The 23,925-nt window shown below is 68.3% G+C and carries 21 protein-coding genes and 4 pseudogenes; 15 read left to right on the forward strand and 10 right to left on the reverse strand.

Going from position 1 to position 23,925, the window contains the following annotated elements; translation table 11 throughout:
* Positions 1-411: 411 nt before the first annotated feature.
* The 4 genes from ACIRP7_RS22820 to ACIRP7_RS22835 form a co-directional block, all read right to left on the reverse strand.
* On the reverse strand, positions 412-1,401 hold the full coding sequence (locus ACIRP7_RS22820) for an ornithine cyclodeaminase family protein (protein ID WP_403662407.1): 990 nt from the start codon (positions 1,399-1,401) through the stop codon (positions 412-414).
* Between the two features lie 464 nt (positions 1,402-1,865).
* Complete coding sequence (locus ACIRP7_RS22825; RefSeq protein ID WP_403662410.1) at positions 1,866-3,272, reverse strand: DUF692 family multinuclear iron-containing protein; 1,407 nt, start codon at positions 3,270-3,272, stop codon at positions 1,866-1,868.
* Positions 3,273-3,278: 6 nt separating this feature from the next.
* Positions 3,279-3,527: a hypothetical protein gene (locus ACIRP7_RS22830; RefSeq protein ID WP_403662414.1), complete on the reverse strand. Its 249-nt coding sequence runs from the start codon at positions 3,525-3,527 to the stop codon at positions 3,279-3,281.
* 742 nt (positions 3,528-4,269) lie between these two features.
* A complete protein-coding gene (locus ACIRP7_RS22835; RefSeq protein ID WP_403662417.1) occupies positions 4,270-5,280 on the reverse strand; it encodes an ArsR/SmtB family transcription factor in 1,011 nt (336 codons plus the stop codon).
* 225 nt (positions 5,281-5,505) lie between these two features.
* Between ACIRP7_RS22835 and ACIRP7_RS22840 the strand changes: the two genes are divergently transcribed.
* The 3 genes and pseudogenes from ACIRP7_RS22840 to ACIRP7_RS22850 all read left to right on the forward strand — a co-directional run.
* Positions 5,506-6,015, forward strand: coding sequence for a peptidase inhibitor family I36 protein (locus ACIRP7_RS22840; RefSeq protein ID WP_403662420.1), 510 nt, complete (start codon positions 5,506-5,508; stop codon positions 6,013-6,015).
* Between the two features lie 39 nt (positions 6,016-6,054).
* Positions 6,055-7,041 carry a hypothetical protein gene (locus ACIRP7_RS22845; RefSeq protein WP_403662423.1) on the forward strand — a complete coding sequence of 329 codons (987 nt, stop codon included), beginning with the start codon at positions 6,055-6,057 and terminating at the stop codon, positions 7,039-7,041.
* Positions 7,042-7,458: pseudogene (locus tag ACIRP7_RS22850) on the forward strand (IS5/IS1182 family transposase); the annotation flags it as partial.
* Between the two features lie 151 nt (positions 7,459-7,609).
* Here the strand turns inward: ACIRP7_RS22850 and ACIRP7_RS22855 are convergent.
* Entirely contained in the window at positions 7,610-7,888 is a 279-nt protein-coding gene (locus tag ACIRP7_RS22855; protein WP_403662426.1) for a GlsB/YeaQ/YmgE family stress response membrane protein, read from the reverse strand.
* A gap of 148 nt (positions 7,889-8,036) precedes the next feature.
* Here ACIRP7_RS22855 and ACIRP7_RS22860 point away from each other — a divergent pair.
* From ACIRP7_RS22860 to ACIRP7_RS22880, 5 genes and pseudogenes are all read left to right on the forward strand, one after another.
* A pseudogene (locus ACIRP7_RS22860) lies at positions 8,037-8,285 on the forward strand (IS701 family transposase); the annotation flags it as partial.
* Between the two features lie 237 nt (positions 8,286-8,522).
* Positions 8,523-9,407 carry a nuclease gene (locus ACIRP7_RS22865; RefSeq protein ID WP_403662429.1) on the forward strand — a complete coding sequence of 295 codons (885 nt, stop codon included), beginning with the start codon at positions 8,523-8,525 and terminating at the stop codon, positions 9,405-9,407.
* Between the two features lie 54 nt (positions 9,408-9,461).
* Positions 9,462-9,848, forward strand: a complete 387-nt coding sequence (locus ACIRP7_RS22870) for a hypothetical protein (RefSeq protein WP_403662432.1) — start codon at positions 9,462-9,464, stop codon at positions 9,846-9,848.
* A 22-nt stretch (positions 9,849-9,870) separates the two neighbouring features.
* A pseudogene (locus tag ACIRP7_RS22875) lies at positions 9,871-10,055 on the forward strand (ADP-ribosylglycohydrolase family protein); the annotation flags it as partial.
* Between the two features lie 78 nt (positions 10,056-10,133).
* Positions 10,134-11,578 (forward strand): annotated as a pseudogene (locus tag ACIRP7_RS22880) (transposase); the annotation flags it as partial.
* A 75-nt stretch (positions 11,579-11,653) separates the two neighbouring features.
* On the opposite strand, the gene ACIRP7_RS22885 reads toward ACIRP7_RS22880, so the two are convergent.
* The 3 genes from ACIRP7_RS22885 to ACIRP7_RS22895 form a co-directional block, all read right to left on the reverse strand.
* Positions 11,654-12,337 (reverse strand): SDR family NAD(P)-dependent oxidoreductase, encoded by a 684-nt coding sequence (locus tag ACIRP7_RS22885; protein WP_403662435.1) that lies wholly within the window; start codon positions 12,335-12,337, stop codon positions 11,654-11,656.
* A 133-nt stretch (positions 12,338-12,470) separates the two neighbouring features.
* Positions 12,471-12,677, reverse strand: a complete 207-nt coding sequence (locus tag ACIRP7_RS22890; RefSeq protein ID WP_403662712.1) for an NAD(P)H-binding protein — start codon at positions 12,675-12,677, stop codon at positions 12,471-12,473.
* A gap of 8 nt (positions 12,678-12,685) precedes the next feature.
* Complete coding sequence (locus ACIRP7_RS22895; RefSeq protein WP_403662715.1) at positions 12,686-13,099, reverse strand: NAD(P)-dependent oxidoreductase; 414 nt, start codon at positions 13,097-13,099, stop codon at positions 12,686-12,688.
* Between the two features lie 314 nt (positions 13,100-13,413).
* On the opposite strand from ACIRP7_RS22895, the gene ACIRP7_RS22900 reads away from it, so the two are divergent.
* Both ACIRP7_RS22900 and ACIRP7_RS22905 read left to right on the forward strand, forming a co-directional pair.
* Complete coding sequence (locus ACIRP7_RS22900) at positions 13,414-14,844, forward strand: family 43 glycosylhydrolase (protein ID WP_403662718.1); 1,431 nt, start codon at positions 13,414-13,416, stop codon at positions 14,842-14,844.
* Positions 14,845-14,884: 40 nt separating this feature from the next.
* Positions 14,885-16,336 (forward strand): family 43 glycosylhydrolase, encoded by a 1,452-nt coding sequence (locus ACIRP7_RS22905; protein WP_403662438.1) that lies wholly within the window; start codon positions 14,885-14,887, stop codon positions 16,334-16,336.
* 572 nt (positions 16,337-16,908) lie between these two features.
* Here the strand turns inward: ACIRP7_RS22905 and ACIRP7_RS22910 are convergent.
* The gene (locus ACIRP7_RS22910; protein ID WP_403662441.1) at positions 16,909-17,274 is read right to left on the reverse strand and encodes a VOC family protein; all 366 of its coding nucleotides are present in this window, start codon (positions 17,272-17,274) and stop codon (positions 16,909-16,911) included.
* A gap of 92 nt (positions 17,275-17,366) precedes the next feature.
* Here ACIRP7_RS22910 and ACIRP7_RS22915 point away from each other — a divergent pair, with 92 nt between their 5' ends.
* The 3 genes from ACIRP7_RS22915 to ACIRP7_RS22925 all read left to right on the forward strand — a co-directional run bounded on the left by ACIRP7_RS22915 (position 17,367) and on the right by ACIRP7_RS22925 (position 19,573).
* Positions 17,367-18,332 carry a helix-turn-helix transcriptional regulator gene (locus tag ACIRP7_RS22915; protein WP_403662443.1) on the forward strand — a complete coding sequence of 322 codons (966 nt, stop codon included), beginning with the start codon at positions 17,367-17,369 and terminating at the stop codon, positions 18,330-18,332.
* A gap of 205 nt (positions 18,333-18,537) precedes the next feature.
* Positions 18,538-18,915 carry a hypothetical protein gene (locus tag ACIRP7_RS22920; protein WP_403662446.1) on the forward strand — a complete coding sequence of 126 codons (378 nt, stop codon included), beginning with the start codon at positions 18,538-18,540 and terminating at the stop codon, positions 18,913-18,915.
* Between the two features lie 427 nt (positions 18,916-19,342).
* A complete protein-coding gene (locus tag ACIRP7_RS22925; RefSeq protein ID WP_403662449.1) occupies positions 19,343-19,573 on the forward strand; it encodes a hypothetical protein in 231 nt (76 codons plus the stop codon).
* A 56-nt stretch (positions 19,574-19,629) separates the two neighbouring features.
* On the opposite strand, the gene ACIRP7_RS22930 is transcribed toward ACIRP7_RS22925, so the two are convergent.
* Positions 19,630-19,959, reverse strand: coding sequence for a hypothetical protein (locus tag ACIRP7_RS22930; protein WP_403662452.1), 330 nt, complete (start codon positions 19,957-19,959; stop codon positions 19,630-19,632).
* A 771-nt stretch (positions 19,960-20,730) separates the two neighbouring features.
* Here ACIRP7_RS22930 and ACIRP7_RS22935 point away from each other — a divergent pair.
* Positions 20,731-20,934 carry a hypothetical protein gene (locus ACIRP7_RS22935; protein ID WP_403662745.1) on the forward strand — a complete coding sequence of 68 codons (204 nt, stop codon included), beginning with the start codon at positions 20,731-20,733 and terminating at the stop codon, positions 20,932-20,934.
* A 1,128-nt stretch (positions 20,935-22,062) separates the two neighbouring features.
* Positions 22,063-23,700: a serine hydrolase gene (locus ACIRP7_RS22940; RefSeq protein WP_403662455.1), complete on the forward strand. Its 1,638-nt coding sequence runs from the start codon at positions 22,063-22,065 to the stop codon at positions 23,698-23,700.
* Positions 23,701-23,925: the final 225 nt, after the last annotated feature.

Here is a 23,925-nt window from a genome sequence, read left to right on the forward strand (position 1 = left end):
CGCCCGGGCGGCAATCATCCACCAGGGCGGCCGACGACACCCCGCCCGCACCTGTCGCCCGCCGCGCCGACGCCCCACCTCCCGCGCCGGCCGGCCCGCGTCTTCCGGGACAGCACCCGGCCACACCACGTCAGGGGACGCGATCGTGCGCGAGGCCGAACACCACGTCCACCGCTGCTGGCAGCAGCTCGGAGCACACAGTGATCCGCCCGAATGACACGCTCACGGCGGCAGATCAGCAGGGGCCCGCTCTATGGAGTCACCCGGCCCAACGACCCTGCGGTCTTCACCTCACCCGCCCGGTGACTGCCGGTGACGTCGCCTCGGGAGTGCGGGCGGCATCGATGACATCGGGCAAGTCAGGCCGTGTGTTGCCGATCCTGCCGCCCTGATCGTGTGCTGGGAGTCGCGTCACCGCAGCGTGATCTCCTCGCCGATCGACTGCTCGCGGGCCGAGGCGAGGACCAGGGCCGTGGCCGCGGCGTCCTGCGCTGCCACGCCGACCGACTTGTAGAGGGTGATCTGGTCCGGCGTGGTGCGCCCCGGTCTGCTGCCGGCGATGAGTTCACCCAGCTCGGCGTGCACGTGATCGGCTGTGATGAGGCCGTCCCGGATCGGCAGGAGCAGGTCATTGCTGCCCGCAGGGAGCGGGGCAAGCACGGCCTGGCGCGATTCGACGCACACCAGCGCCTCGGCGACCGTGGCGTCGTCGATCTCGCGGCCGGCCGGGTTGTAGCCCACGGACGTGATGTGCACGCCGGGTGTCAGCCAGGAACGGCGGATCACGGGTTCGAGGGCATGCGTCGTCGCGGCGGCGATGTCCGCGCCGTCGAGTGCCTCGGCGTAGCTGGACACGGCCCGGACGTCGCCTTCCAGTACGGCGGAGAGTTCCTCGGCCAGGGCAGCGGCTTTCGCCCGGTCCCTGCCGGCGATGCGGATCTGCCGGATCGGGCGGACCCTGCAGATCGCGCGGGCGTGGGACCGGGCCTGCACGCCGGTGCCCAGGACTGCCAGCACCGTCGCGTCCTCGCGGGCCAGCAGTCGTACCGAGAGCGCGGAGCAGGCGCCGGTCCGCGCTGCGGTGATGGCAGTACCGTCCAACAGAGCAGCGGGCTCGCCGGTGTCCGGGTCGAACGCCATGATCAGCGCCTGATGGGTAGGCAGCCGTGCTCCGTCGTTGTGCGGGAAGAGCGACACCAGCTTGGTCATGAGCACCCGGGCCGAAGGCAGGAAGCCCGGCATGGCCGCCAGGAATCCATCGCGTTCGGGCACCAGGGCGGCGACGCGGTCGGGTACCGAGGCGCGGCCGGCACTGAGGTCTGCCATCGCCGGAGCCAGGGCATCGATCAGCGAGTCCACGTCAAGCAGGGCCTCGACCTGCGAGCGGCCCAGAACAAGCATCCGCCTCAACCTCCTGATGCCGGTCATCCGGCCGACGACCGCACAGCCAAAGCGTCAACCGCAGCCCCCCATCGCCCCGCTTGCGACACGCCGTCCTGCCTGGGCAGGTTCATCCGTACGCGCCTGAGCACATCAGCGAGTACGCCGACGCACAGTCCAGCGTTCGGTCCCCGGCCTGTCCCTCACCCCACGTCCCGTCGGACGAGCACGTGCGCGATCGGCTCGCCGCTGCGCGTGCGTCATCCGTTCGCGTATGTCACGCAGGATCCGGGGCGGTATCCAGGCCCGCCGCAGCAGCTCTTGTGGAACCTCACGCCGTAGTTCAGCAGCACCGTGAGTGTGCGCCATGCCGCCGCATCCGTCGGGGCGGGGCGGGGCGAACGCCGACGCTGCGTGGATCAGCGGCTGCTGTCGGCGATCTCCGCCCAGCGGGACACCGTCCGGTCTGGCTCCACCCCGGTAGCTCAGGCCGTGAGCCGGACCACGAATCTGCCCTGCCTCGGGTCATCGGGCAGTCTGCCGGCGCCGAGCGCGCTCAGCAGCTCGTTCGGGTCGGTGTCGAGGTGGACCGTCCGCGGCGCGTTGTTGAGCTGCACTCGAACGAGGCCCAGGTCCAGCTCCAATACGTCGGTCAGCCAGGGGACGCGAGGGCGAGTCCGCCGCAGGTGGGCGGCGAATGCCTCCGCCTCCTCCGTGGGAAACAACTCCGGTGGATGGAAGCGGGTGTAGTCGTCCAGCAGGGTGCACACCCCGGTCTCGCCGAGAGTGAGCAGCAGAAGTCGGACGGTGTTCACGAGTGTGCCGGCCAGCGCGCTCGCCCGGAACTCGGTGACCAGTTCCCGCAACAGCGCGATCGCCGGGTCAGCCGTCAGCTCCTGGGCGAACGGGCTGTCGGCCTCCCGGCCGATCGTCAGTGAGCCCAGCGCGTTCTCCCATTCCTCGGGGTCCGGGCCGGAGTCTGGTCCGTCGACTAAGGGGTAGCTCTGGGGCGTCGGCGCAATCAGGGGCCGCCCGGCCGTCAATGGCGGCCGCCACTGCTCGCGAACGCGGACCAGGAGGTCCCGGACGGCCTGCGGGTCGAGGTCCGGCACGGCCGAGCTCATCACCTCGAACAGGACCGCCCGCAGCGCCGGTAGCCGGGGCAGTACCCGTTCCGCCAAGGCGAGCAACTCCTCGTCGGGCAGTCCGCTGTGCGAGTCCAGCCAGTAGCCGCGGTGCTCGAAGCCGCCGGCCAGGTGGACCTCCCAGACCCGATCCAGCGGGAGCTCGTCGAGTAGTCGGTCGACGGACGCCCGGCCGTTGCGCTGGTTGGCGAGGACGTTGTGCAGGTCGAGCAGCAGCCCGGAGCCTGCCCCCTTGGCCACGCTCGCGACGAACCGGCCGTCCGATAGCTCGTCGGCGCGTGGTCGCAGGTAATTGGCGCCGATCTCGACGGCGAGCGGCATCGGCAGGGCGTCGGCCATGGCCCGCACTGAGGCGATGCTGCGCCGCACGCCCTCGGGGGTCTGCCGCGGCGGAAGCATGAAGCCCGTGCGGAACCCAGCGTTGCCCCGGCCGGTTCGGTTGAACGCCAGGTGTTCGCTGACCCAGGGTGCCTGTAGCCGCTCGGCAAGCTCGCCGACGAGGGCGGTCTGTCGGGGATCGGCAGGTCGGCAGCCACCGACCGGATTGCCGACGCTGTGCAGGAGCCGCGCACCGGGGAGGTCGGCGAGACGGCGCAGTGCCTCTTCATCGCAGCCGGTAGTACCGTCCGGCCGCGACCGCCAGAGCGTCTGTGGTTCGATCTCGACGACCTCCAGCAGGTCAGCGCAAGCCTCAAGGATGGGCTCGGCGCCGGGGACGTGGGTGAGGCCGACGCCGAGTCCGGTCACGTCGGTCTAGCCCATGAACGGCTGGGGGATGGCCGACGCGACGTCACCCTTGGGGGAGACCACGAAGTCCAACGACTGCCGGAACCTCACGTCGAACCCGGAGTGGCACGATGGGTGGCCGAGCTGGGTCATCACGTTCTTGAGTACCTTGTTCATCTCGTTGATGTCGCCCAACACTCCCGCGGGCACGGTGATGTTGACCTCTCGCCCAGTCCACGTGTTCGGGGGTCCCCCCATGAATCCGTCGTTCGACATCGGGCCTCCTCGCTGTATGCCGCGGCCCCGCACCGACGAGTGCCGGCACACCCTGAGCCCAGCCGGGCCCAGCCTTCAGCCCGGCGAGCGCGCCCACAACATACGCGCCCGAACGGTCACCCAGAGTGGCTAGTGGCCGTCGGTAACACTGCTCTGAGTGCATGAAGCCCTCCGGGCTACGTCGGTTGGCGGGTGCCAGTCGCGGGTGTCAGGCCGCCGCTGCCCGCCGCACGGATGTGGGAGCCGTCCACACACGCTCGGGACCAGTCGAGTTCGCCGGCTGCATTCAGCTCGGCGAGCGCAAGGCGGTGCACCGGTCGAAGACCCCGGCCCGCTGCCAGCGATCCAGGCGCCGCCGGCAGGCCTGCCCCGAGCCGAACTCCAGCTCCAAGGGCAGGAGTTGCCAAGCTTTCTCAGGCCGCAGCGGCAGCAACCGCCCAATCATCACACCAGTCACGCTCCACCAGGACGCTTCAACAAGATCGCGTTATGAGCTCTTGGTCAATTTCCGGGCATACCGCGAAGGAATGTCACCGACAGGCTCATGGGGAACACCGGGGAACGCGTCGCCAGGCCACGAGGCAGGGGTTGATGGCGCCGATTTTGCCGGGTCATGGGGAATTCTCGACCGCCTGATCCCGGCGATTTCGCCTCCCAAATAGCCGACAAAGCGACTGACCCCACCTTGTGCGACGGCGGAGCCCTGCCGCGTCCTTCGATTCGACGGAAATGCACACGTCACTTACAGCAATTGTGTGGGGCGCCCTTCATGGCGCCCCCGGCTCGCACGCAGCAGTGACGCGCCCGCCGGGGTGAGCGTGTGCAGGACGTGCACGGCATGGCGGTTGCTGACGAGCAGTCCGGCCTCTCGCAAGACCGCCGCGTGCTTACTGGCCGAGGGCGCGGAGATGCCCACTGCGCGGGCGATCTCGGAGGTGGTGGCGCCCGCTCCCACGGCCGTGACCCATAGGACGGTCGCCCGGGTGCGCCCGAGCAGGGCGCTCAGCGGGGCGGTCGGGGTCGGAGCCGCCGGCTCGTGCAGCATGGGGTAGACCAGGGTCGGCGGCAGTTCCGGGTCGGCGAGGGCGACGGGACTCTGCCAGCAGAAGTGGGACGGAATGAGACGTAGGCCTCGGCCGCTCAGGTAGAGGTCCCGGTCCTCGGCCGGGTAGTGGACCGTCAGGACCGGGGGCTTCCAGAGCATGGTGGGCCCCAGACCGGCGAGCATCCCCTGGACCCCGCCGCCCAGCAGGTCACGGGTGCGTGCCGACCGTTCAGCCTGCGCACGTGTCTGCATCAGATCGGTGACCGGGGCGACGGCGGCGGCGTAATACACGCGAACCGCCTCCACGAACTCTCCGCGCTCCCGCGTTCCGGCCAGTCGCCACGCCCATGGGGGAGCACCCACGATCCGGTCGAGGAGAGCGAGTTCGTCAAGCACCCGCTTACATGGCGTGATCATGACAGCATCGAGTCCGGCTTCGAGGCAGTCGTTTACCCCCGTCTGTGGCGTGAGGAAGTCCGGAAAGTAGGCGGCACGCGGAAAGAGCGGCACCAGGATCTCGCGGACCAGGCGGTCGAGTTGCTGTTGGCCGAGCCGAAGGCGGGTGGCGCGGTACCAGTCCGCGTAGGCCCAGCGGCCGGCCCGCGTCTGGAACCTGTGCAGGCTCATGGCGACTTCCCAGAGGGGGTCGCACCGCGCGGCGACCGTCGTTCTCGCCAGGTCCACGTCGGTGAAGTGAATACGGAGCACCTGGTTCCCCCTCTGTACCTGGGGCTTTTCATCCCGGTGAAACATGATGGCCAACTCGAGCCCCAGTTGGCAATATCGCTCACCGGCGTTGCAATCGCCCACACGCGTTCAGGGAAGTAAATTCCGCCATCTCTCAAAAGGCGCAGTAAGTACACGCAAGGGCGACAGGCTGGCAACGCATAAAGCAAATTCACGTACGAAAAATCCGAGAAAGAGGGAAACCGCATGAGATCCTTCCGCTTAGCAGCGGCACTCGCCGCCACCGCCCTGGCCGCTCTGCTCGGCCTGGCCCTCCCTGGTAACGCCCTCGCCGCCGTCCACACCACCCCCGTCGGCAAGCCGGCCGCCGCCGCTCCGCAAGCGGTACAGGGGACCGCTTCCGCCGCGCTCTCCCCGCAGGCCATCGGGGACTGCCCGAGCACCTACTTCTGTTTCTGGGTCGACTCCGGCTACAGCGGCGGGCCGGGCAAGTTCTCGGGCAGCAACACCAACTGGGGCGCCTACGCCCACTCCGCCTGCGCGAACGGGACATGGAGCGACTGCGCCTCCTCGGGCTACAACCACGGCACGAGCGGCCTGGGCGTCGAGGTGTGGAGCGGCACGGGCTACACCGGGCTGTCCGCCTGCCTGCCCAAGGGCTGGTCCAACAGCAACTTCGCGAACCTCGTCTGGCCGGATACTTCGACCAGCTTCAACGACTCGATCAGCAGCAACTACTGGACCTCGGCCTGCTGACCGGGCACTCTCCGGCCACTGGATGACGGGCGATCACCCATGACAGAACTCTCGCGCCGCTGCGTCGGGCGCACACCGACACGCCTGCCGGCCCTGCTGGTCCTTGCGGTGGGCCTGATCTGCGTCGCCGCGACCGCGTGCACCGGAACGGGAACGGCCGCACCTGCCAAGGCGGCGCCGTCGGCGCGGGAGTTCGGTCAGGCCGCTGCCGTCCTCACGAACGACGCCACCGCCCAGCGCCAACGCTGGCAGCTCTTCGGCGCCTTGCAGATCCTCACTCAGCGCTGCATGCGCGACCGGGGAGTGAGCTACCTGGTCACGAGCGCCGGCCCGCAGCCATCGGCCGGGGCCACCACGGCCGAGTCGATCGGCTCCCGATCCGTGCCCGGCTACGGCATCTCCACAGCGCTGCACCGCATGAACAACGGCCCCACCGCCCAGGACCGGTACGTCCGCTCTCTGTCCGCCGCAGACCAGGCCCGCTACACGGCCGCACTCGACGGCCCCGCCGAACAGGTGGCAGCGCTGACCCTGCCCAGCGGGGCGAGTGGGTCCTACGCCACGGGCGGCTGCGTGGCCCGGGCGCGGGCCCGGCTGTACGGCACCGTGCGGGCCGCGCTCGAGGACACGCTCGTGCCGCAGGACGTCGACCAGCTTTTCGAGCGGTATTTGGCGACCGCTCCCTCGTACCGGACTGCCCTGGGGCGATGGCAGCGCTGCATGGCCGACGCCGGCCGGGCGGCGAAGACGCCCGCCGCGCTGATTCAGGGCCTTCAGGCCGAGGCCGTGAAGGGAGCGAGCGCCTCGAGGCTGGCGCAGGAGCAGCGTGCTGCCGCTGCGGCCGATCAACGCTGCGACGCGGAAAGCCGCTTGCGCCGTATGGGCGTCACGCAACGCGACGCCTTCCTGCGACACCAGCCCGCACAGACGCGGGCTCGCCTGGAAGAGGTCTGGCAGCACCGGCGGCAGGCCCTGGCACGGGCTGCGGCCCTGCTCGGCCAGGACGCAGAAAGCCCACTCGGGTAACTGGCCGACTCTCCCCAATCCTTCGACGCATTGGTCAGGATGCTCGCTTCGCGAGGAGGCGGGTATGTCCCGTCCCGGGCGGCCCTGGTCGCTGCCGCTGGAAGACCGCGTGCTCCTGGTGGTTGCCTACCTCGGATCGTCCGCTGGACTGGTCCGCTGCTCACGCTCAAGCAGCGCCAATGGTTCCGCAGGGGCACCGCTCTGATCGTTGCCCGCTGGCCCAAGAACTACCGCTACTCCACCAATCATCAGATCGTGACGGACGCGGACAGCAGCTTGGTCGTCGCCGTCGGCCGGCTGGTTCCCGGCAACCGCAATGACTGCAGGGCGTGGGAAGAATCCAGCCATGTCCGTGCTCGCGTCGAGCACGCCTTCGCACGGACGAAGACCTGGAAGCCCCTCCGCGACTGCCGACTGCTTGCGCGGCGGGCGGGACGCGGTGGTCCCCAGATGACGGCAACGGGCGGCCGGTCACCGAGTGGCCCGGCCAGACACGCCGACGGCTCCCGTCCTGCGAACAGGAAGGGAGCCGTCCAGGTGTGTCCCGAGGCGTTGTGCCTTCAGCGGGTCATGCGTGGCGGTGCGAATGCCGGTTGCCGGTGACCAGGCGGTAGAGAGCGAGCAGGATGACGGAGCCGGCGATCGCGGCGATCCAGGTGGAGAGGTGGAAGAACCCGTCGATGGAGTCGACGCCGAAGATGACCTTGCCGAGCCAGCCGCCGAGCAGACCGCCGACGATCCCGATGAGCATGGTGATGATGATGCCGCCGGGGTCCTTGCCCGGCATCAGGGCCTTGGCGATGGCGCCGGCGAGCAGGCCGATGAAGATCCACGCGATGATGCCCATGGTGCCTCTCCGCTTCGTCGTATAAAGGCTGTGTCAGATCATCGTCTGCACCGATCGCGCCCGAACAAACGTCTTCTCCGAACCCGACCGCGCCAGCCCTTGATCATGGAGAGGGGGAGAGGGCGGGATGGGCGGCGCGAACGCAGCCGAACGGCCCGAAGCAGCCGACGAGCCCACCGGCTACTGGATGAGCAACCTGCCCGCCACCACCCCCATCGCCGATCTGGTGCACTGGGCGAAGATGTGATGGCGCATCGACCACGACTACCGCGAGCTCAAACACGGCCTGGACCACTTCGAAGGCCGCACCTGGCGCACCTGGCGCGGCTGGCATCATCACGTCACCCTCGTCACCGCCCTGAGGCGCCACGACCCCAAAGCCCACACCACAGCCTGAGCACCTACCAAGTCCTCGACGCGTTACAGCAGCTGCTGCGGTGCTGGAACGGCACCTGAACCACCTGAGGCCACGCCAGTCACACCGGGGCGCAAGATCCGTCCTCGCCTCCCGGGGATTCCCCTGCCTGCGGGCGCTCCGGCGAGCGTGGGGGGCGCGGGGACTGCACGCGACACCAGGCGAAGCACTCTGTGTCATTATCAGATACACAGAGTGATATCCGTTAAGGGAGTCGCCATGCCTATGCTGCTCATCAAGGGCTCGTTCAAGGTGTCGGAGAAGGCCAAGCCGGACGGCGACACCATCTCGTTCATCCCGGACAACGTGGCCGATTGGAAGCTCGTACCCGGGTGCAAACCGATCCTGCCCGCCGCCGACGGCCACGCCAACATCCGGCTCGAAGGCATCGACGCGCTGGAGACCCACTACGGGGGCAACTACGGACCGGACCAGCACCAGCCGATCGGCCTAGCCCACCAGGCCGCGGACGAACTGCTGACGTTCCTCGGCTTCACCAGCATCGTCCGCAGGCCGGACGAGACCGTCACCCTCACCCCCACCAGCGTGCCCGGCTTCATCCTCACCCGAGGCTCCGACACCTACGGCCGTTGCGTGGCCCTGGTCGGCCGCGGAACCCCGCCCGGGTGCAGCGGCTACGAGATCAACGTCAGCGACGCCCTGCTGAAGAAGACCGCAAACCACCACCTGCTCTCGCTCGGCCTGGCCTACCCGACCTTCTACACCGGCTTTCCCGTCTCCCTGCGCACGGTCCTCGCCGCAGCCGCTCAGCAGGCCCGTCAGTCCGCACCGCCGCTGGGCGTGTGGGCCAAGGACGTCACACCGTCCGGAGTGAAGATCACCGGAATGGCCTCGCTCACGGCCGACGACGGAGCGGTCATCCTCCCGAAGCTGTTCCGCCGACTGAAGGAATACCTGGACCTCAACCCCACAAGCCCGTCCCTGGCCTGCCTCCCCTCCTACCTGGGCGGAGGCGCCGACAAGTTCCACATGCCGCCGACCTCCAAGGAGATCACCGGCCTGCAACACGCCATCGAGATCACCAACGGCAACACCGTGAGGATGACGCACCAGCCCGAAGAGATCATCTTCGTCGAAAAGTAGACGGCGAAAAGTGGACGGGAGGAGCCGACCGGCCATGACCTATGCGAAGGTGCCATGACGGATCCACGAACGATCCTGTGGCAGGCGCGCCAAGGTCCCGTGCCACCGGAGTGGCGCGTGTTCACCAAGAGGCGGGGCGCGCTGTCCGGCTTCTTCCGCGGGACGTCGAACGATCCGGACCCGCTGCTGGTGATTACGCTGGACGGCTCCGTCGAATACATCAGCGAACGCAAGCCGCTGACGACCGTCGTCTTCCAGGACCTGGCCGGCATGAAGCTGCAAGTGGCCAGTTCCGATTCGTCGCGTGCCGTCTCCACCTGGGTCGACCTGCGCTACCTCGACGGCAGCAAGTCGAAGTGGCGGTCCGGCTTTGAACTGGAGGCGGTCCAGGGGTTCATCGAAGCTTACGGCGCCCACAAGGCCCTTCGCGGGTACGCGTGAGTCCCGGCGCGCGCCGCCCTCATCGGCACGACGGCGTGGTGACGAGATGTGCGGAGGCGGTGGCTGGGACCCGTCAGGCCACCTACGACGCACAGATGGCCGTCCTGGTCGCGGAGTCACCGCTGGAGCGGGGACTGGGTGTTCCGGCCGAAGGGCATCGGCCTGCAGACCGAAGGCGTCCTGACCAACGGCATGTTCTGGGACCTACTGTAGTAGGGCTTGGTCAGGTCGGTTGTGGTAGTGCGTGTCCTGGCCCGGCAGCTGACGGCCGAACGAGTGGAGGAGGAGGCCGGGCAAGACGCGACGCCGAGCTTCGAGGTGCAACCCAACGGCCGGCTGAAGCCGAACGTGGACCGGCTCGGCACGATCGGCGAACCGAAGTCGCTGCGCTGGCTGGGCAAGACCACCGCGGCGATGCTCCCGAAGACCGACCTGCCGGACCTACTGTTCGAGGTCGACTCCTGGACCGGGTTCCTGGACGCCTTCGTGTACTTCGGCGACGGACGCACACGCATGGAGAACCTGAAGACCTCGCTGGTGGCGCTGCTCGTCGCGGAAGCGTGCAACATTGGCTACACCCCCGTCGTCGACGCGAACGACGAGGCGCTGGCCCGGGCCCGGCTGGTGCACGTCGACCAGTACTACCTCCGGGCGGACACCATCGCGGCGGCGAACGCGCGCCTCATCGAAGCCCAGACCAAGGTGCCGATCGTGGCGCACTGGGGCGAGGGCCTGCTCGCCTCGGTGGACGGACTGCGGTTCGTAGTGCCCAAGCGCACCATCAACGCCGGTCCGTCGCGGAAGTACTACCACTTCGAACGCGGCATCACCTGGCTCAACGCCGTAAATGACCAGGTCGCGGGCATCGGGCAGATGGTGGTGCCCGGCACCCCGCGGGACTCCCTGCACATCCTGGACACCGTGCTGAACCTGGACGCCGGGGTGAAGCCGGAGATGATCGCCACCGACAACGCCTCGTACTCCGACATCGTGTTCGGCCTGTTCAGCATGCTCGGCCACAACTTCTCCCCGCGCTTCCGTGATCTGGCCGACCAGCGGTTCTGGCGCGCGGAGATGCCCGGCGTCACGACCGGCGGCTACGGGCCGCTGGAAGCCCTCGCGCGCAACCGGGTGAACCTGACCAGGGTCATCACGCACTGGCCGGACATGCTGCGAATGGCCGGCTCCCTGGTGACCGGACAGGTGAGGGCATACGACCTGCTGCGGATGTTCGGCCGCGAGGGCCGCCCCACCCCGCTGGGGCAAGCGTTCGCCGAGTACGGGCGGATCGCCAAGACCCTGCACCTGCTGCGCGTGGTCGACCCGGTCGACGACACCTACCGCCGTCGGATGAACCTGCAACTCACCGTCCAGGAGTCCCGCCACAAGCCGGCCCGGGACATCTGCCACGGCAAGCGCGGGCAGATCATGCAGGCATACCGCCAGGGCCAGGAAGACCAGCTCGGCGCACTCGGCCTGGTCCTCAACGCCGCCGCGCTGTGGACGACCCGCTACCTGGACGCCGCCGTCACCGAACTGCGGGCGCTGCCTGCCGACGCGCGCGAACACGACGTCCTGGACGAGGGCGTGGCACGGCTCTCCCCGCTCAAGCACGCGAACCTCAACTGCCTGGGCCGCTTCAGTTTCCGCGCCACCGTCCCGTCGGCGGGGGCCTGCGGCACCTGCAAGACCCGGCCACCGCCGACATCGAGGAGAACGAAGAAGGATGAAGCAGGCGTCGGCCGACCGTTACGGGCGGCCCGGCCGCTCCGTCCGCCGAGGGCGGACGGCTGTACGACGTGTGCTCAGGACGCGGTTTGGTCGCTGGGGAAGAAGACCTTCTCGACCTGGTCGTGTCGGGTGTGCAGCTCCCAGTACAGCGGCGCGATCTCTTCCGGTGCGGTGGCGCCCGGCTGGCGGCCGAGCCACGCGCCGATCGCTATGTGGCCGACCTGTACTCCTCGGGGAGCGGCAGCGGCGTGCAGACCGTGGGCCCAGTTGCGCAGCCACGCCGCGGCCGGGGCGACGTTGGCGAACATGTCGTGACCGAGCTCCGGGCGCACGGACGAGGCGCCGGCGGTGAACGGGATCGTGCCCGAGCCTTGGGCGAGCATCTCCGGAAGCACCTGGTTGACCGCCGCCACGGCGCCGTGCACGTGGAAGTCGAGCTGGATCCGCACGTTGTCGTGGGTCAGCTCGGTGGAGGAAGCCAACGGCAGCGCCGGGTTGGACGGCGAGTACTCAAGGACGTCGATCTGCCCGAATCGCTGCTTGACCGCCGCGAGGCCGGAGACGATCGCTGGCGGGTCGAGTACGTCGGCGGCGAAGGCCGCCGCTTCGATGCCCTGGTCGGTCAGTTCGGCCACGACCGGGTCCAGCTTGGCCGGAGTACGCGACAGCAGCGCGACCTGGTGGCCTTCCTTGCCGAAGGTCTGGGCGATGGCGAGCCCCCTTCCGGGACCGGCACCCCTGATGGCGATGGTAGGCATGACTTCTCCTTCGGTGAGAACAGCGTTATGAACAGCGGGATTCGGTCGGGACCGAGTCCCGCTCGAGTTGGTGGGCGGAAGAGGTGAAGGCGGGGCGCCGCGTACAGCTGCGCGGCGGCGGCGTGCAGGCCGGTCAGTTGCTGATCCGTAGTTCCTGCTGCGCGTATCGCACGTCGTCGGCCTGGGCGAGCATGAACTCCGCGAGGTCGGCCCGGGAAATGCGCGAGCCGACCCGGTCCCCGGATCCGGTCCCGGTGCGCACCTTGACCCTTCCCGATCCGGGCTTGTCGTTGGGCGCGGTGACGACCACGATGGTCCAGCCTCGATCCGAGCCGCGAATGGCCTCGCCTACCTCGGCCGACTCGTTGACAAAGGAACGGGTGGCGGCAGCAGCCTGAACAGGGCGAAGCTCGCGCTGCGGAACGCGCGCAGCAGGGGGTTGCGGGGAATCAAGATGCTCGGCCCCCAGCTGTAGACGAGCCTGCGGACGCCGTGTGCGCGCATCGCGGCCAGGATGTTGCCCGTTCCCGACGCGAGGGGCAGGCCCCTAGGACCGCCGAAGATCTTGGGGCTCAGGGCGGCGAGGACGGCGTCGGCGACGGCCGCCTCGTCGGTCAGATCGCCCTGTGCGACCCGCAGCCGTTCGTGGCGCAGGGTGAGCTTCGCCGGATTTCGCATCAACGCCACCACGTCGTGTCCGGCGGCGAGTGCCTGCTCGGCCAGGTGCGTGCCGGTGCGGCCGCTGGCGCCGAAGATGGTCAGTTTCCGGACCGGCGGCGCCGTCGGTCCCCGCGGGAAGCTCGGCCTGCCACCGGTCGGACGTCACGTCGCGGCTTCCTCCTCGGAGCGCTGACAGGCCGCCTCTCGGTCCGGTTCACGGGATGAAGTCACGCAGGTGAAGTGCATGTGACGGAACTGTTGACGGAATTATTGCCCCCGCTTATCTTCTGACCGAATTCACGAACGACGTTCGAAATTACGGACAGGGATGGTCCCGCATGCCGCAGATGTCAGAGCAGCCCCCCGCCAGACGCCACAGATCCCTGATCCTGTGCGTGCTCGCCGTACTGATCGCCATGGTGTCGGCGACGACCCCGGCCACCGCCGCCGAGGGCCGCCCGTACACCAACCCGATCAAGTCGCAGAAGGGCGCCGACCCCTGGCTCGAGTACTACAACGGCAACTACTACCTGGTCACCACGTCCTTCACCGGTGTGCTGACCATGCGGAAGTCGCCGACCCTGGCCGGACTCTCCACCGCCGCCAGCGTCCAGATCTGGAGCGACACCACCCCCACCCGCAACACCAACATCTGGGCACCCGAGATCCACTTCTTCGACGGCCACTGGTACCTGTACTACTCCGCGGCGCAGAGCGGTGTCGCCTGCTGCGACTCCCAGCGCACCCACGTCCTGGAGAGCGCGGGCACCGACCCCATGGGCCCGTACACCTACAAGAACCAGCTCAGCGGCTCCAACCTCAGCTCCGGCGGCTGGCTCATCGACGCCACCGTCCTGCAGAACAACAACAAGCTGTACCTGATCGGCAGCGGCTACATCAACGGCAGTCCGCAGAGCCTGGTCATCGCGCCGATGAGCAACCCGTACACGCTGGCCAGCAGCACCTTCACCGTCATCTCCAGCCCCACCGCGAGCTGGGAGACCTCGGGGGCCGCGGTCAACGAGGGACCCGAGCCGCTCTACCACAACGGCCGCACCTTCCTCACCTTCTCCGCCAGCTACTGCATGACCCCGGACTACAAGTTGGGCCAGCTGGAACTGACCGGTACCGACCCGCTGAACCCCGCTTCCTGGACGAAGAAGTCCACGCCGGTCTTCCAGCGCAACGACGCGGCGAGTGTCTACGGCCCCGGCCACAACGGCTTCTTCTCCTCGCCGGACGGCACCGAGAACTGGATCGTCTACCACGCCAACAACTCCGCGAGCAGCGGCTGCGGCAACGAACGTACGACGCGGGCGCAGAAGTTCACCTGGAACGCGGACGGCACGCCGAACTTCGGCACCCCGGTCGCGCTCGGCACCACGCTGCCCGGCCCGTCGGGCGAGACGGCGACGACCCCGACCGCGTACACCCTGGTGAACCGCAACAGCGGCAAGTGCCTGGACGTCGAGGGCGGCAGCACCTTGGACGGCGCCAACATCTTCCAGTGGAGCTGCCACGGCGGCGCCAACCAGAAGTGGCGCGTCGAGGACCTCGGCGACGACACCAGCCGGCTGGTCAACGTCGCGACCGGCAAGGTCGCGGACACCGCGAACTGCACCACGACCGACGGCACGGACATCGCGCAGTGGTCCTGGCTGAACAACAACTGCCAGAAGTGGCGTCTGGTCTACACGGATACCGGCGACTACGTGCGGATCGTGAACGAGAACAGCGGCAAGGTCGCCGACGTGGCCAACTGCGGCACCGCCGACGGGACCGACGTACGGCTGTGGACCTGGCTGAACAACAACTGCCAGCAGTGGCGCCTCGTCCCCACGACCTGACCTCCCTGCGCACCCCGCATCCGTACTCTGGAGCAACCCCTTGAGACGCAACGCCGTACGGCTGCTCACGGCCGTCCTCATCGCCCTGGTGGGCTGTCTCGCCGGGCCCGGCACCGCCGCCCACGCGGCCGTGCCCGACTCACCCGCCGTGACCTACACCAACCCGATCGCCGAGAAACGCGCCGACCCGCACATCTTCAAGCACACCGACGGCTACTACTACTTCACCGCGACCGTCCCCGAGTACGACCGCATCGTGCTGCGCCGGGCGACCACCATCCAGGGCCTGTCGACGGCCCCCGAGACCACGATCTGGACCAAGCACGCCAGTGGCGTGATGGGCAACCACATCTGGGCGCCGGAGATCCACTACATCGACGGCAAGTGGTACGTGTACTTCGCCGCCGGCTCCACCAGTGACCAGTGGGCGATCCGCATGTACGTCCTGGAGGGCACCGGCGCCAACCCGCTCACCGCGACCTGGGCCGAGAAGGGCCAGATCAAGACGACGTGGGAGAGCTTCTCCCTCGACGCCACCACCTTCGTCGTGGGCGGCGTCCGCTACCTCGCCTGGGCCCAGCGCAACCCGGCCGAGAACAACAACACCAGCCTGTTCGTCGCGAAGATGGCCAACCCCTGGACCCTCACCGGCACTCCGGCGGAGATCTCCCAGCCCACGCTGTCCTGGGAGACGGTCGGCTACAAGGTCAACGAGGGTCCGGCGGTGATCGAGCACGGCGGCAAGGTCTTCATGACCTACTCGGCCAGCGCGACCGACGCCAACTACTGCCTCGGCATGCTCACCGCCTCCGCGACGGCCGACCTGACCAGCCCGGCGTCCTGGACCAAGGGCTCCCAGCCGGTGTTCAAGACGAGCGAGGCGACCTCGCAGTACGGACCGGGCCACAACTCCTTCACCGTCTCCGAGGACGGCAAGTCCGACATCCTCGTCTACCACGACCGCGGCTACAAGGACATCACCGGCGACCCGCTGAACGACCCCAACCGCCGCACCCGCGTGCAGAAGGTGTACTGGAAGGCCGACGGCACCCCCGACTTCGGCATCCCGGTCGCCGACGGAGTCACCCCGCAGCGCTTCTCGTCGTACAACTTCGCGGACCGCTTCATCCGCCACTTCGACTACCGCGGCCGGATCGACGCCAACGTCAGCCCGCTGGCGGACTCGCAGTTCCGCGTGGTCACCGGCCTGGCCGGCAGCGGCACCGTGTCGCTGGAGTCGGCCAACTTCCCCGGCTACTACCTGCGGAGCAACGCGAGCTTCGAGGTCCGGCTGGAGAAGAACGACGGCACGGCGCAGTTCGCGTCCGACGCCACCTTCTCCAAGCGGGCGGGTCTGTCCGACTCGGCCGGCGTCTCCTACGAGTCCTACGGCTCACCAGGCCGCTACGTCCGCCACTTCAACTACCTGCTGTACGCGCAGACACCGAGTACGGCCACGGACCGGGCGGACGCCACGTTCTACGCCCAGTAACACCTACGGACGGCTCCCACCGGGGCCGCGGACCGGTGTCGAAGGCAGCCTCGATGGGGCGCTCGTCGACCGGGACGCGGCCCAGGGGCGGGCCGTTCGGTACCGTGCGTACGGCGGTCCGGTCGGAGGAGACGAGGATGCCGTCGAGGTCACTCACGGCCACGCACTCCGACGGGGCCGTGCACCCCCGTCCGACCGCCGGAGGATCAGCCCGGGCTCGGGCACCCGGTTGTGGCAGCCGTCGTCGAGAGTGTGTCGACGCGCCCCCGAACGGGTCGAGCAGGTGGGAGCACTCCGCGCGCCACACCGGACTGTTCAGTGACGAACCCGGTGCTGATGCCGTGCAGCCGCAGCAGACCGACCGCCTCACGGGCCCCTGCGATGGGCCGGATGCGTCCGTACCCCGGCGCGGACTCGACGGCCGGGCTTGCAATCCCGTGTCACCGTGTTCCGTCAGCCGCCTACGGCCCTCGATGCTCAGGGGCGCAGCGCGTGGGGCACTCGTCGTCCTCTCAACGTCAGAAGGCGACAGGCGCGACGCCTATCGTGCGCGCCTGCCGCATTGCCGCCTTTCAGCCCTTCGGTGCGACGCGTATACGGTTCCCGTCAGGATCGGCTGCGAGGAAGGTCAGACCGAACCCCGCATCATGAGGCTCGCGCAGGATCGTGACTCCGTTGGACTTCCACTGCTCAAAGATCGCGTTGAGCTCGTCGGGTCCACCGTCGATGGCCAGGCACACCTCACTGGTGCGCGGGACGTCCGGTGACAGATCCTCGAACTGGCCGGACCACAGACCGAGGTCGGCGCCTGGCCCGAGGTCGAAGGTGATGTATCCCGGAGTCTCGAACGAGGGGCTCATATCGAGGAGGTCGCCATAGAAACGAGCTGCGGCGGGAGCGTCGTTCACGTAGACGATGGACACGACGGACGTGGTCATGATTGTTCCTTCTCGCAGGTGGTGGGTACGCATCCACCACCCTGACCGGGATATGCGCCGCATCGTGTCGCAATTCCTGAAAAAATTGGTGTGTGACCCCAGACCGCTTCTTCACCCTGATGCTGCTCATCACATCGAGGGATGCCGTGACCACACAGGAACTCGCCTCAGCGCTCGGCGTGTCCCTTCGCACCATCACCCGAGATCTGAACTGGCTCCGCGACGCCGGTCTGCCGGTGACCGCACACCGGGGCCGCCTCGGAGGCGTGACCATGCTGCCCGGGTCCGGACTCGACCTCACGCGACTCACACCGGGCGAGCGTGAACATCTCTCGCTCACCGGGCTGGATGAGAAGCAACGTGCGGAGCTCAACGCATCGGTCGAAACCCAGCGCGCGCTCTCCAAGATTGCCGCCGCACAGCCACGTCGAGTTCATGAGCTCCTGCCGCTCACCGACGTGGTGCACGTTGACAGCCGTCCCTGGCGTCAGGCACGAGCTTTCGGCACGACTCCGGCTTCGCTGATCGGCGCCGTGCGGCGAGGTCGCCGGCTACGGATCGAGTACGACAGCCCACGCGAGTCATGCCCACGCGACCTGGTCGTGGATCCCTACGGGCTGTTCGCCAAGGCCGGCATCTGGTACCTCGTCGCCGACCGTGCCCGAGTGCCGCGGATGTACCGACTCGAACGGATCACGACGTGGAAAGAAGTCGACCAGCCACGACGGATCCGCGAGAGCGAGACCCTGGCCACCGTCGCTGCAGCGCTCCTTGCTCAGTGGGAACACCACCACGCAATAGAGGTCAGCGCCACCATCGAGCAGACCCAGATCGAGCGAGCGCAACGGATCTTTGGCCTACGACTCGTCTGGGACGACCAGGAAGAATCCGCCACCGGCCGCAAGGTGACAATCCGCTTCCTGCATCTGGAGGACGTGCGAGCACTGCTGCCGTTCGGGAGCGCCATCACTGTGCACGGCCCCACCGAAGCCAAAACTCACCTTCGCGACCTCGCCACCCATCTTGCCCACCACTATGCGCCGTCACCAACGTCCTGACCCGCACCATCTAGCCGCCGAAGAAGCCCATGGTGCCGTCCGACATCAACGAGCTCACCGCCGGCCGACAGCTCACCGGGCTCCGCCAGGTGCTGGACTGCCCCGCCACGGCGACCGTGCTCCGGCAGCGTCCCGCAGCCGCGCCGGGAGAGGCGCCGGGCTGGCTCGCGCTCCTGTACCTCGCCCACTCCGGTGCCCTGCCCGGGTGGCGGGCACCGCAACCGACACCGATGGGCTGCACCTGTCGGTATCGGATCCTTCCTGGATACCGGTCGAGATTCCTGCACCCGTCGCCGTACTGGCCCTCCACCAGGTCGCGATTCGCTGCCACGCCGTCCGTGGCCAGACCGAGTCACCCTGGCTCTTCCCCGGTGGCCAGCCCGGCCGCACGATCCGTGCCTGGGCCTTGGGCGAACGGCTCCGCAAACTCGGCATGCGGCCCGCGGAGACCCGCTCGACCGCGCTGTTCCAGCTCGCCACCGAGCTGCCCGCCGCGGTCCTCGCCCGCACCCTCGGTATCGACATCACCGTCGCCGTCAAGTGGCAGCGGGCCGCCTCCGGACTGGTGCGCCTACCCAGCTGACGTGAGCCGAAGGCTGCCGCGTCAGAACTGACGAGGAGATTGAGGGCATCGCAATGGGCGTTTACGTGTCGATCAGAGGGTGGCTGGAGTGCGACGAGACTCAACTCACCGCTCATCACAACAGCACCTTCAGTGGCTCGTGCTGGATGGTGAGCAGCGGTGCGACAGGCTCCAACGGCAGGCCGGGACGGGTGCACCAATCGGCCGCCGTTGTCCAGAAACCGGTCTCGGGAGGTTCGGGTTCTGTCGACGATCTTGAGGCGTCGGCAAGATCACGGGCTGCGAAGTACGCGTCTGAGGAAGAGAGCGAGATGGGCCCGGCGTCATCGGCGACCTCACCCGGGACCCTGACGGAGCCGCAGCACGCCGCCAGTGGATCAGCGAACTCGGACTTTGGTACGACGAGCCCACAGACTCCGAGGTCTGGATGACAACCGTGGGGCCGACCGCCGCGCTGATCGAGGCCAACTTCAACCAGACGTGCGTCCAACTCGCGCGCGACCTCCACAACGATGGCGTCATCAAGAGTGCCATCGGCAGGCCGGCCTCCGTGATCCTCCACGGACTGGAGTACTACGAGGGGATTGCTCGTCGGACCGAGGCGGCCAACCCGCCCGGCCTCGCTGACGACTTCACGGCGTGGGTCCGCGCTGGCTGAAGGCCGCAATTTCGTGAAAGGCCGGATCAGGACGGTGACTTGGCGCTTGGGGGTTGTCATTCGCGCTCGCGTGCTCTCGCGAGTGTGGCGACCATGACCTGGGCTTCGGTGGGCTGATCCGCGAGCCGCCCTGCTTCGAGGATCGCCTCATCCGTCATCCGCGCGCCAACCTGGTGGGCTCGGTGAACGGCGTCGACGTTCAATTGCGCGGTCAGCACGAGGAGCCAGCGCATGGCCTGCACGGGGTCGGCTTCCGCACCGACGCCGTCCCGGTACCAGTCGGCCGCGACACCCGCCGCGCCGGCGTGGCCGTTCTCGGCTGCCCGCACGTACCAACTCAAGGCTTCCTCGTTGCGTCCGTCGCCCGCCAACCCGTCTCCCAGCACCGCGGCAGCCTGCGTGATGCCCCCGTTGGCGGCCTGGCTCAGCAGCCGGAGGTACTCGTCGCGGTGAGCGCGACAGTTGCCTTTCCCCTGGATGACCGCCGCGTTGAAGGCCCCGTAGGGGTCCCCCTTCGCGGCTGCCGCACGAAACAGCTCCAGGCCTCGTCATGGTCCTCTCGCACTCCCTTGCCTCGCACCAGCATGAAGCCGAAAGTGCGAAGGCCGGCGGGGTGACCAGCGGCGGCCGAAGCCCTGGCGTAGCCGACCGCCATCGGAAGAGCGTCTTCGGTGAAGTAGTCCATCAAGATGCCCGCCATCAGAGCCTGCGCGGCAGGGTCTCCCGCATCAGGGAGAGGTCTGATGTGAGGGGCTGCGAATCTGCTGACGGCGTTCGCGCCGTCGAGGCTGCCCAGCCGGGCAGCCTCGATCCAGGGAAGCCCGGCACCTACCCAGCGTCCGTCCTCAGCCGCCTCCTGCCCAGCGACGAGAAGCTTTTGTATCTGCGCCGACTCAGATTGGGGCTGGACGGACGTCACGGAGGCTCCTGGAAAGAGTGCGGGTGGGAACCGGCTGAATTGAAGCAGAAGCGCCTCTTGCGCACGGCACGCAACTTGACCTCGCATCCGAGATCGGCGCCGACACCGAGTCTCTCAGCCGTCAAGGTCTTTCACACAACTCGGGTCAGAACTATTCGGGCAGTTCCCATACCCGACTCCACCATTACAGGCATCGCTCAAACGCAAACGCGCTACCGCCCGCACCAGCCTGCGGCGCATGATGCGCGCGACCTTCGTGGATCCGTCGCGGTTGAGCCTCAGCGCGCGGCCGATGTCCTGCACGATCTCCACTTGCGAGCCGCGGGTGTCCGCGAAGCACACGGCCTATACGCTCGCCGGTGATGTCGACGCCTTTCTGGCTGCCAGGTCCACCAGTGTGACGGGCAGCGGGCTGGATCTGCCATTCGGTGGTGTCACCTGAAGGACAGAGCTTCGACCTGGGTCGGCGGAATTACCCGGTGAAGTCTCCCAGGCCTGCGGGGCGTTGCTGACACCAGTGCTTGAAGTTGTGGGTTCGGTCGGGTATCCGTCCTCGTGCGTGGGTCGGGCCCAGGCGCAGGAGGCCGGACCCACGCACGAGCTGGGTGTGCCATGTAGCGTCGGCGTGGGTGAACTCCCAGGCCGCGAACCACAGCTGACTCCAGAGTATGCAAGCGTCCAGTTGAGCTCGGGTTGCCTTGACGAAGGCGGCAACCAGTTCCTGTTCTCAGCTCTGATCAAGCTCGATCTTTACGGCACCCGGAAAGAGGTGGCGCCGAAGCGTCCTGTCCGGGTGTACAGGTCGAGCCGATCGGCTGCTGGGTGACCGCTGTAGTGCCCGACGACCGTACTGATCAGGTCCACCACCCTGCCGAGGTTGGACATGCCCGCGCGGTTCGGGGCCCGTGACGACAATGGGCTGACCAGCCAAGTCCAGCCGCAGATCGCCGTACGGCAGGAAGTCATGACACCTGATACTCAATACTCGCAAGGCGGAGCTAACTCGAAATTTCTATCTCCGGGAATTATTTCCATCCCTCAAAATCAGTCATCTACCCGACCGGCCTACAGCTGAATCTCGGACAGCCGGAACTGGGCAGGGCCTGTGAGGCGATCCCCGCCGGCTGCCGACCTGCCACCAGGTGATTCACCCTGACGCCCAGTCGAGTCCGCGTGCTGCCAACTGCTGGAGCCGCTCGGGGGTGAGCGCTGTCTTCCAGCGTCTCTACGTGCCCCCGTGGGACCGTCACGGATCCCTCCCGGGCCTTTTTGTAGTGCGCCAGGGCCGCAACGCCGCGCTCGAAGGCTCCCAGGGGCGTGGTGGTCGGCGTCGCGGGCGCCTCCGGCTCCGGGGCGAGCGGCGTGATGCCGAGCTGCTCCAGGCGCTCGCGCGGCCCGCCCGCCAGGGCCTCCCAGACCTTCGGCGTCCGCTGTGGTGCGGTGAGGCATCCATCACGTGTTTGCGGGCGCCGGCGATTTCACAGTCGGGCGAGCGTGACGGCGCACGCCGGATACCCGAACGGCCTGGCAGGGCGCGACGAGTGCCGCGGGAGAGGTTCCCATGGGAGACATGTCCCGACTCGACACCACATGCCTCCGCTCCCTTCGCTCCGCCGCGGCACTGGGCCTGGTCGCGGCGCTGGCCGTCGGCTGTACCGGCTCCGATGCCGACGTCACCGCCGCGGTCGGCCGGGCGGCCGTCGGGACGTCGCCGCTGCCCACCGTCCCACCCGCCCAGCCACCGTCACAGCTCACCCGGGCCGAGGTCGAGACCGCGGTGGGCCAGCTGGACGACGTCGTGCGGGACGCCATGCGCCGCACCGGTGTGCCCGGAGTCGCCGTGGGCGTGGTGCACAACGATGAGGTGGTGTATCTGAAGGGGTTCGGCCTGCGGAACGCGGGCACGAAGGACCGGGTCGGACCGGACACCGTCTTCCAGCTCGCCTCGGTCTCCAAGCCCCTTGCGTCCACCGTGGTCGCCGCGGCCGTGGGCGAGAAGACCGTCGGCTGGGACGACCCGGTCGTCAAGTACACCCCCGGCTTCGCGCTGAAGGACCCGTGGGTCAGCCGCCATGTCACGCTGGCCGACCTCTTCTCGCACCGCAGCGGACTGCCCGACCACGCCGGCGACCTCCTGGAGGACCTCGGCTACGACCGCTCGTACGTCCTGGACCACCTGCGCTACGAACCGCTGGCCCCCTTCCGTGCCCACTACGCGTACACCAACTTCGGGCTGACCGAAGCCGCGGTCGCCACCGCGCGAGCGGCGGGGACCAGCTGGGAGAAGCTGTCCGCCGACAAGGTGTACCGGCCGCTGGGGATGAACTCCAGCAGCTCTTCGTTCGCCGACTACGAGAAGGCGGGCAACAAGGCCGCCCTGCACGTGAAGACCGGGGGTACCTGGCGCGCCGCGTATGTGCGCGACGCGGACGCCCAGAGCCCTGCGGGCGGGGTCAGCTCGACGGTCCGGGACATGACGAAGTGGCTGCGTCTGCAATTGGGCAACGGAAAGTTCGAGGGGCGCCAGGTCGTCGACGCCGACGCTCTGGAGCAGACCCACGTGCCGCACATGGTCTCCGAGCCGCCGCACTCGCCCGCGGGCAGGACCGGGTTCTACGGGCTCGGCTGGAACGTGAGCTACGACGACCAGGGCAGGCTGAGGCTCGGCCACTCCGGCGGCTTCGCGCTCGGGGCGGCCACCAACGTCGCGTTGTTGCCCTCGGAGAAGCTCGGCATCGTCGTCCTGACCAACGGAGAGCCCATCGGTGTGCCCGAGGCGATCTCCGCCACGTTCCTCGACACCGCGCAGACTGGCGGGCCGACCGTCGACTGGCTGAAGTTCCTCGGGCCGATCTTCCAGCAAACCCTGGAGGGGGAACACTCGAAGGTCGACTACAGCAAGCCTCCGGCCTCGCGCGCACCCGCCAAGGCAGACAGCGCCTACACCGGAACGTACGCCAACGACTACTACGGCCCGTTGACCGTCAGCGCCCAAGGGGGCGAACTCACCATGCAACTCGGGCCCAAGAAGCAACGGTTCGCCTTGCGCCACTACGACGGTGACACCTTCAGCTACAGCACCACCGGCGAAATGGCCGTCGGCCTGTCCGGCGTGACCTTCACCGTCGGGTCCGGCGGACGCGCCGACAAGGTTCGGGTCGAGAACCTCGACACGAGCGGTCTCGGCACGTTCACGAGGAAGGACTAGCCCGCGGGTCGAACGGACGTACGCAGGAGGTCGCGTTACCGGCCCCCGCTCCAGCGGTGTCTGCGGGCTGTCACGCTGCTCTGGCGCGAGCGCCTCTCACCCGGGACGTCACCTGTGCCTCTTGCAGGCGTCGGGGAGAAGACCCACGTATGCGGCCCTGGCCTGTGGACGGATATTGCAACACGGGGACCCCTGGTGAGGGGGCGTATGTACCTTTGTTCCCAG

Origin of the sequence: Streptomyces sp. NPDC102270, from assembly GCF_044766405.1 — a bacterium.
GTDB lineage: Bacteria > Actinomycetota > Actinomycetes > Streptomycetales > Streptomycetaceae > Streptomyces.

Bases quoted from the DNA above. Each gene is read 5' to 3' on its own strand.
- ACIRP7_RS22830 (WP_403662414.1), bottom strand. From the start codon at position 3,527: ATGTCGAACGACGGATTCATGGGGGGACCCCCGAACACGTGGACTGGG.
- ACIRP7_RS22855 (WP_403662426.1), bottom strand. From the start codon at position 7,888: ATGGGCATCATCGCGTGGATCTTCATCGGCCTGCTCGCCGGCGCCATC.
- ACIRP7_RS22910 (WP_403662441.1), bottom strand. From the start codon at position 17,274: ATGACCACGTCCGTCGTGTCCATCGTCTACGTGAACGACGCTCCCGCC.
- ACIRP7_RS22925 (WP_403662449.1), top strand. From the start codon at position 19,343: ATGACAACCGTGGGGCCGACCGCCGCGCTGATCGAGGCCAACTTCAAC.
- ACIRP7_RS22840 (WP_403662420.1), top strand. From the start codon at position 5,506: ATGAGATCCTTCCGCTTAGCAGCGGCACTCGCCGCCACCGCCCTGGCC.
- ACIRP7_RS22865 (WP_403662429.1), top strand. From the start codon at position 8,523: ATGCCTATGCTGCTCATCAAGGGCTCGTTCAAGGTGTCGGAGAAGGCC.
- ACIRP7_RS22900 (WP_403662718.1), top strand. From the start codon at position 13,414: ATGGTGTCGGCGACGACCCCGGCCACCGCCGCCGAGGGCCGCCCGTAC.
- ACIRP7_RS22885 (WP_403662435.1), bottom strand. From the start codon at position 12,337: ATGCCTACCATCGCCATCAGGGGTGCCGGTCCCGGAAGGGGGCTCGCC.
- ACIRP7_RS22935 (WP_403662745.1), top strand. From the start codon at position 20,731: ATGATGCGCGCGACCTTCGTGGATCCGTCGCGGTTGAGCCTCAGCGCG.
- ACIRP7_RS22870 (WP_403662432.1), top strand. From the start codon at position 9,462: ATGACGGATCCACGAACGATCCTGTGGCAGGCGCGCCAAGGTCCCGTG.
- ACIRP7_RS22820 (WP_403662407.1), bottom strand. From the start codon at position 1,401: ATGCTTGTTCTGGGCCGCTCGCAGGTCGAGGCCCTGCTTGACGTGGAC.
- ACIRP7_RS22940 (WP_403662455.1), top strand. From the start codon at position 22,063: ATGTCCCGACTCGACACCACATGCCTCCGCTCCCTTCGCTCCGCCGCG.
- ACIRP7_RS22845 (WP_403662423.1), top strand. From the start codon at position 6,055: ATGACAGAACTCTCGCGCCGCTGCGTCGGGCGCACACCGACACGCCTG.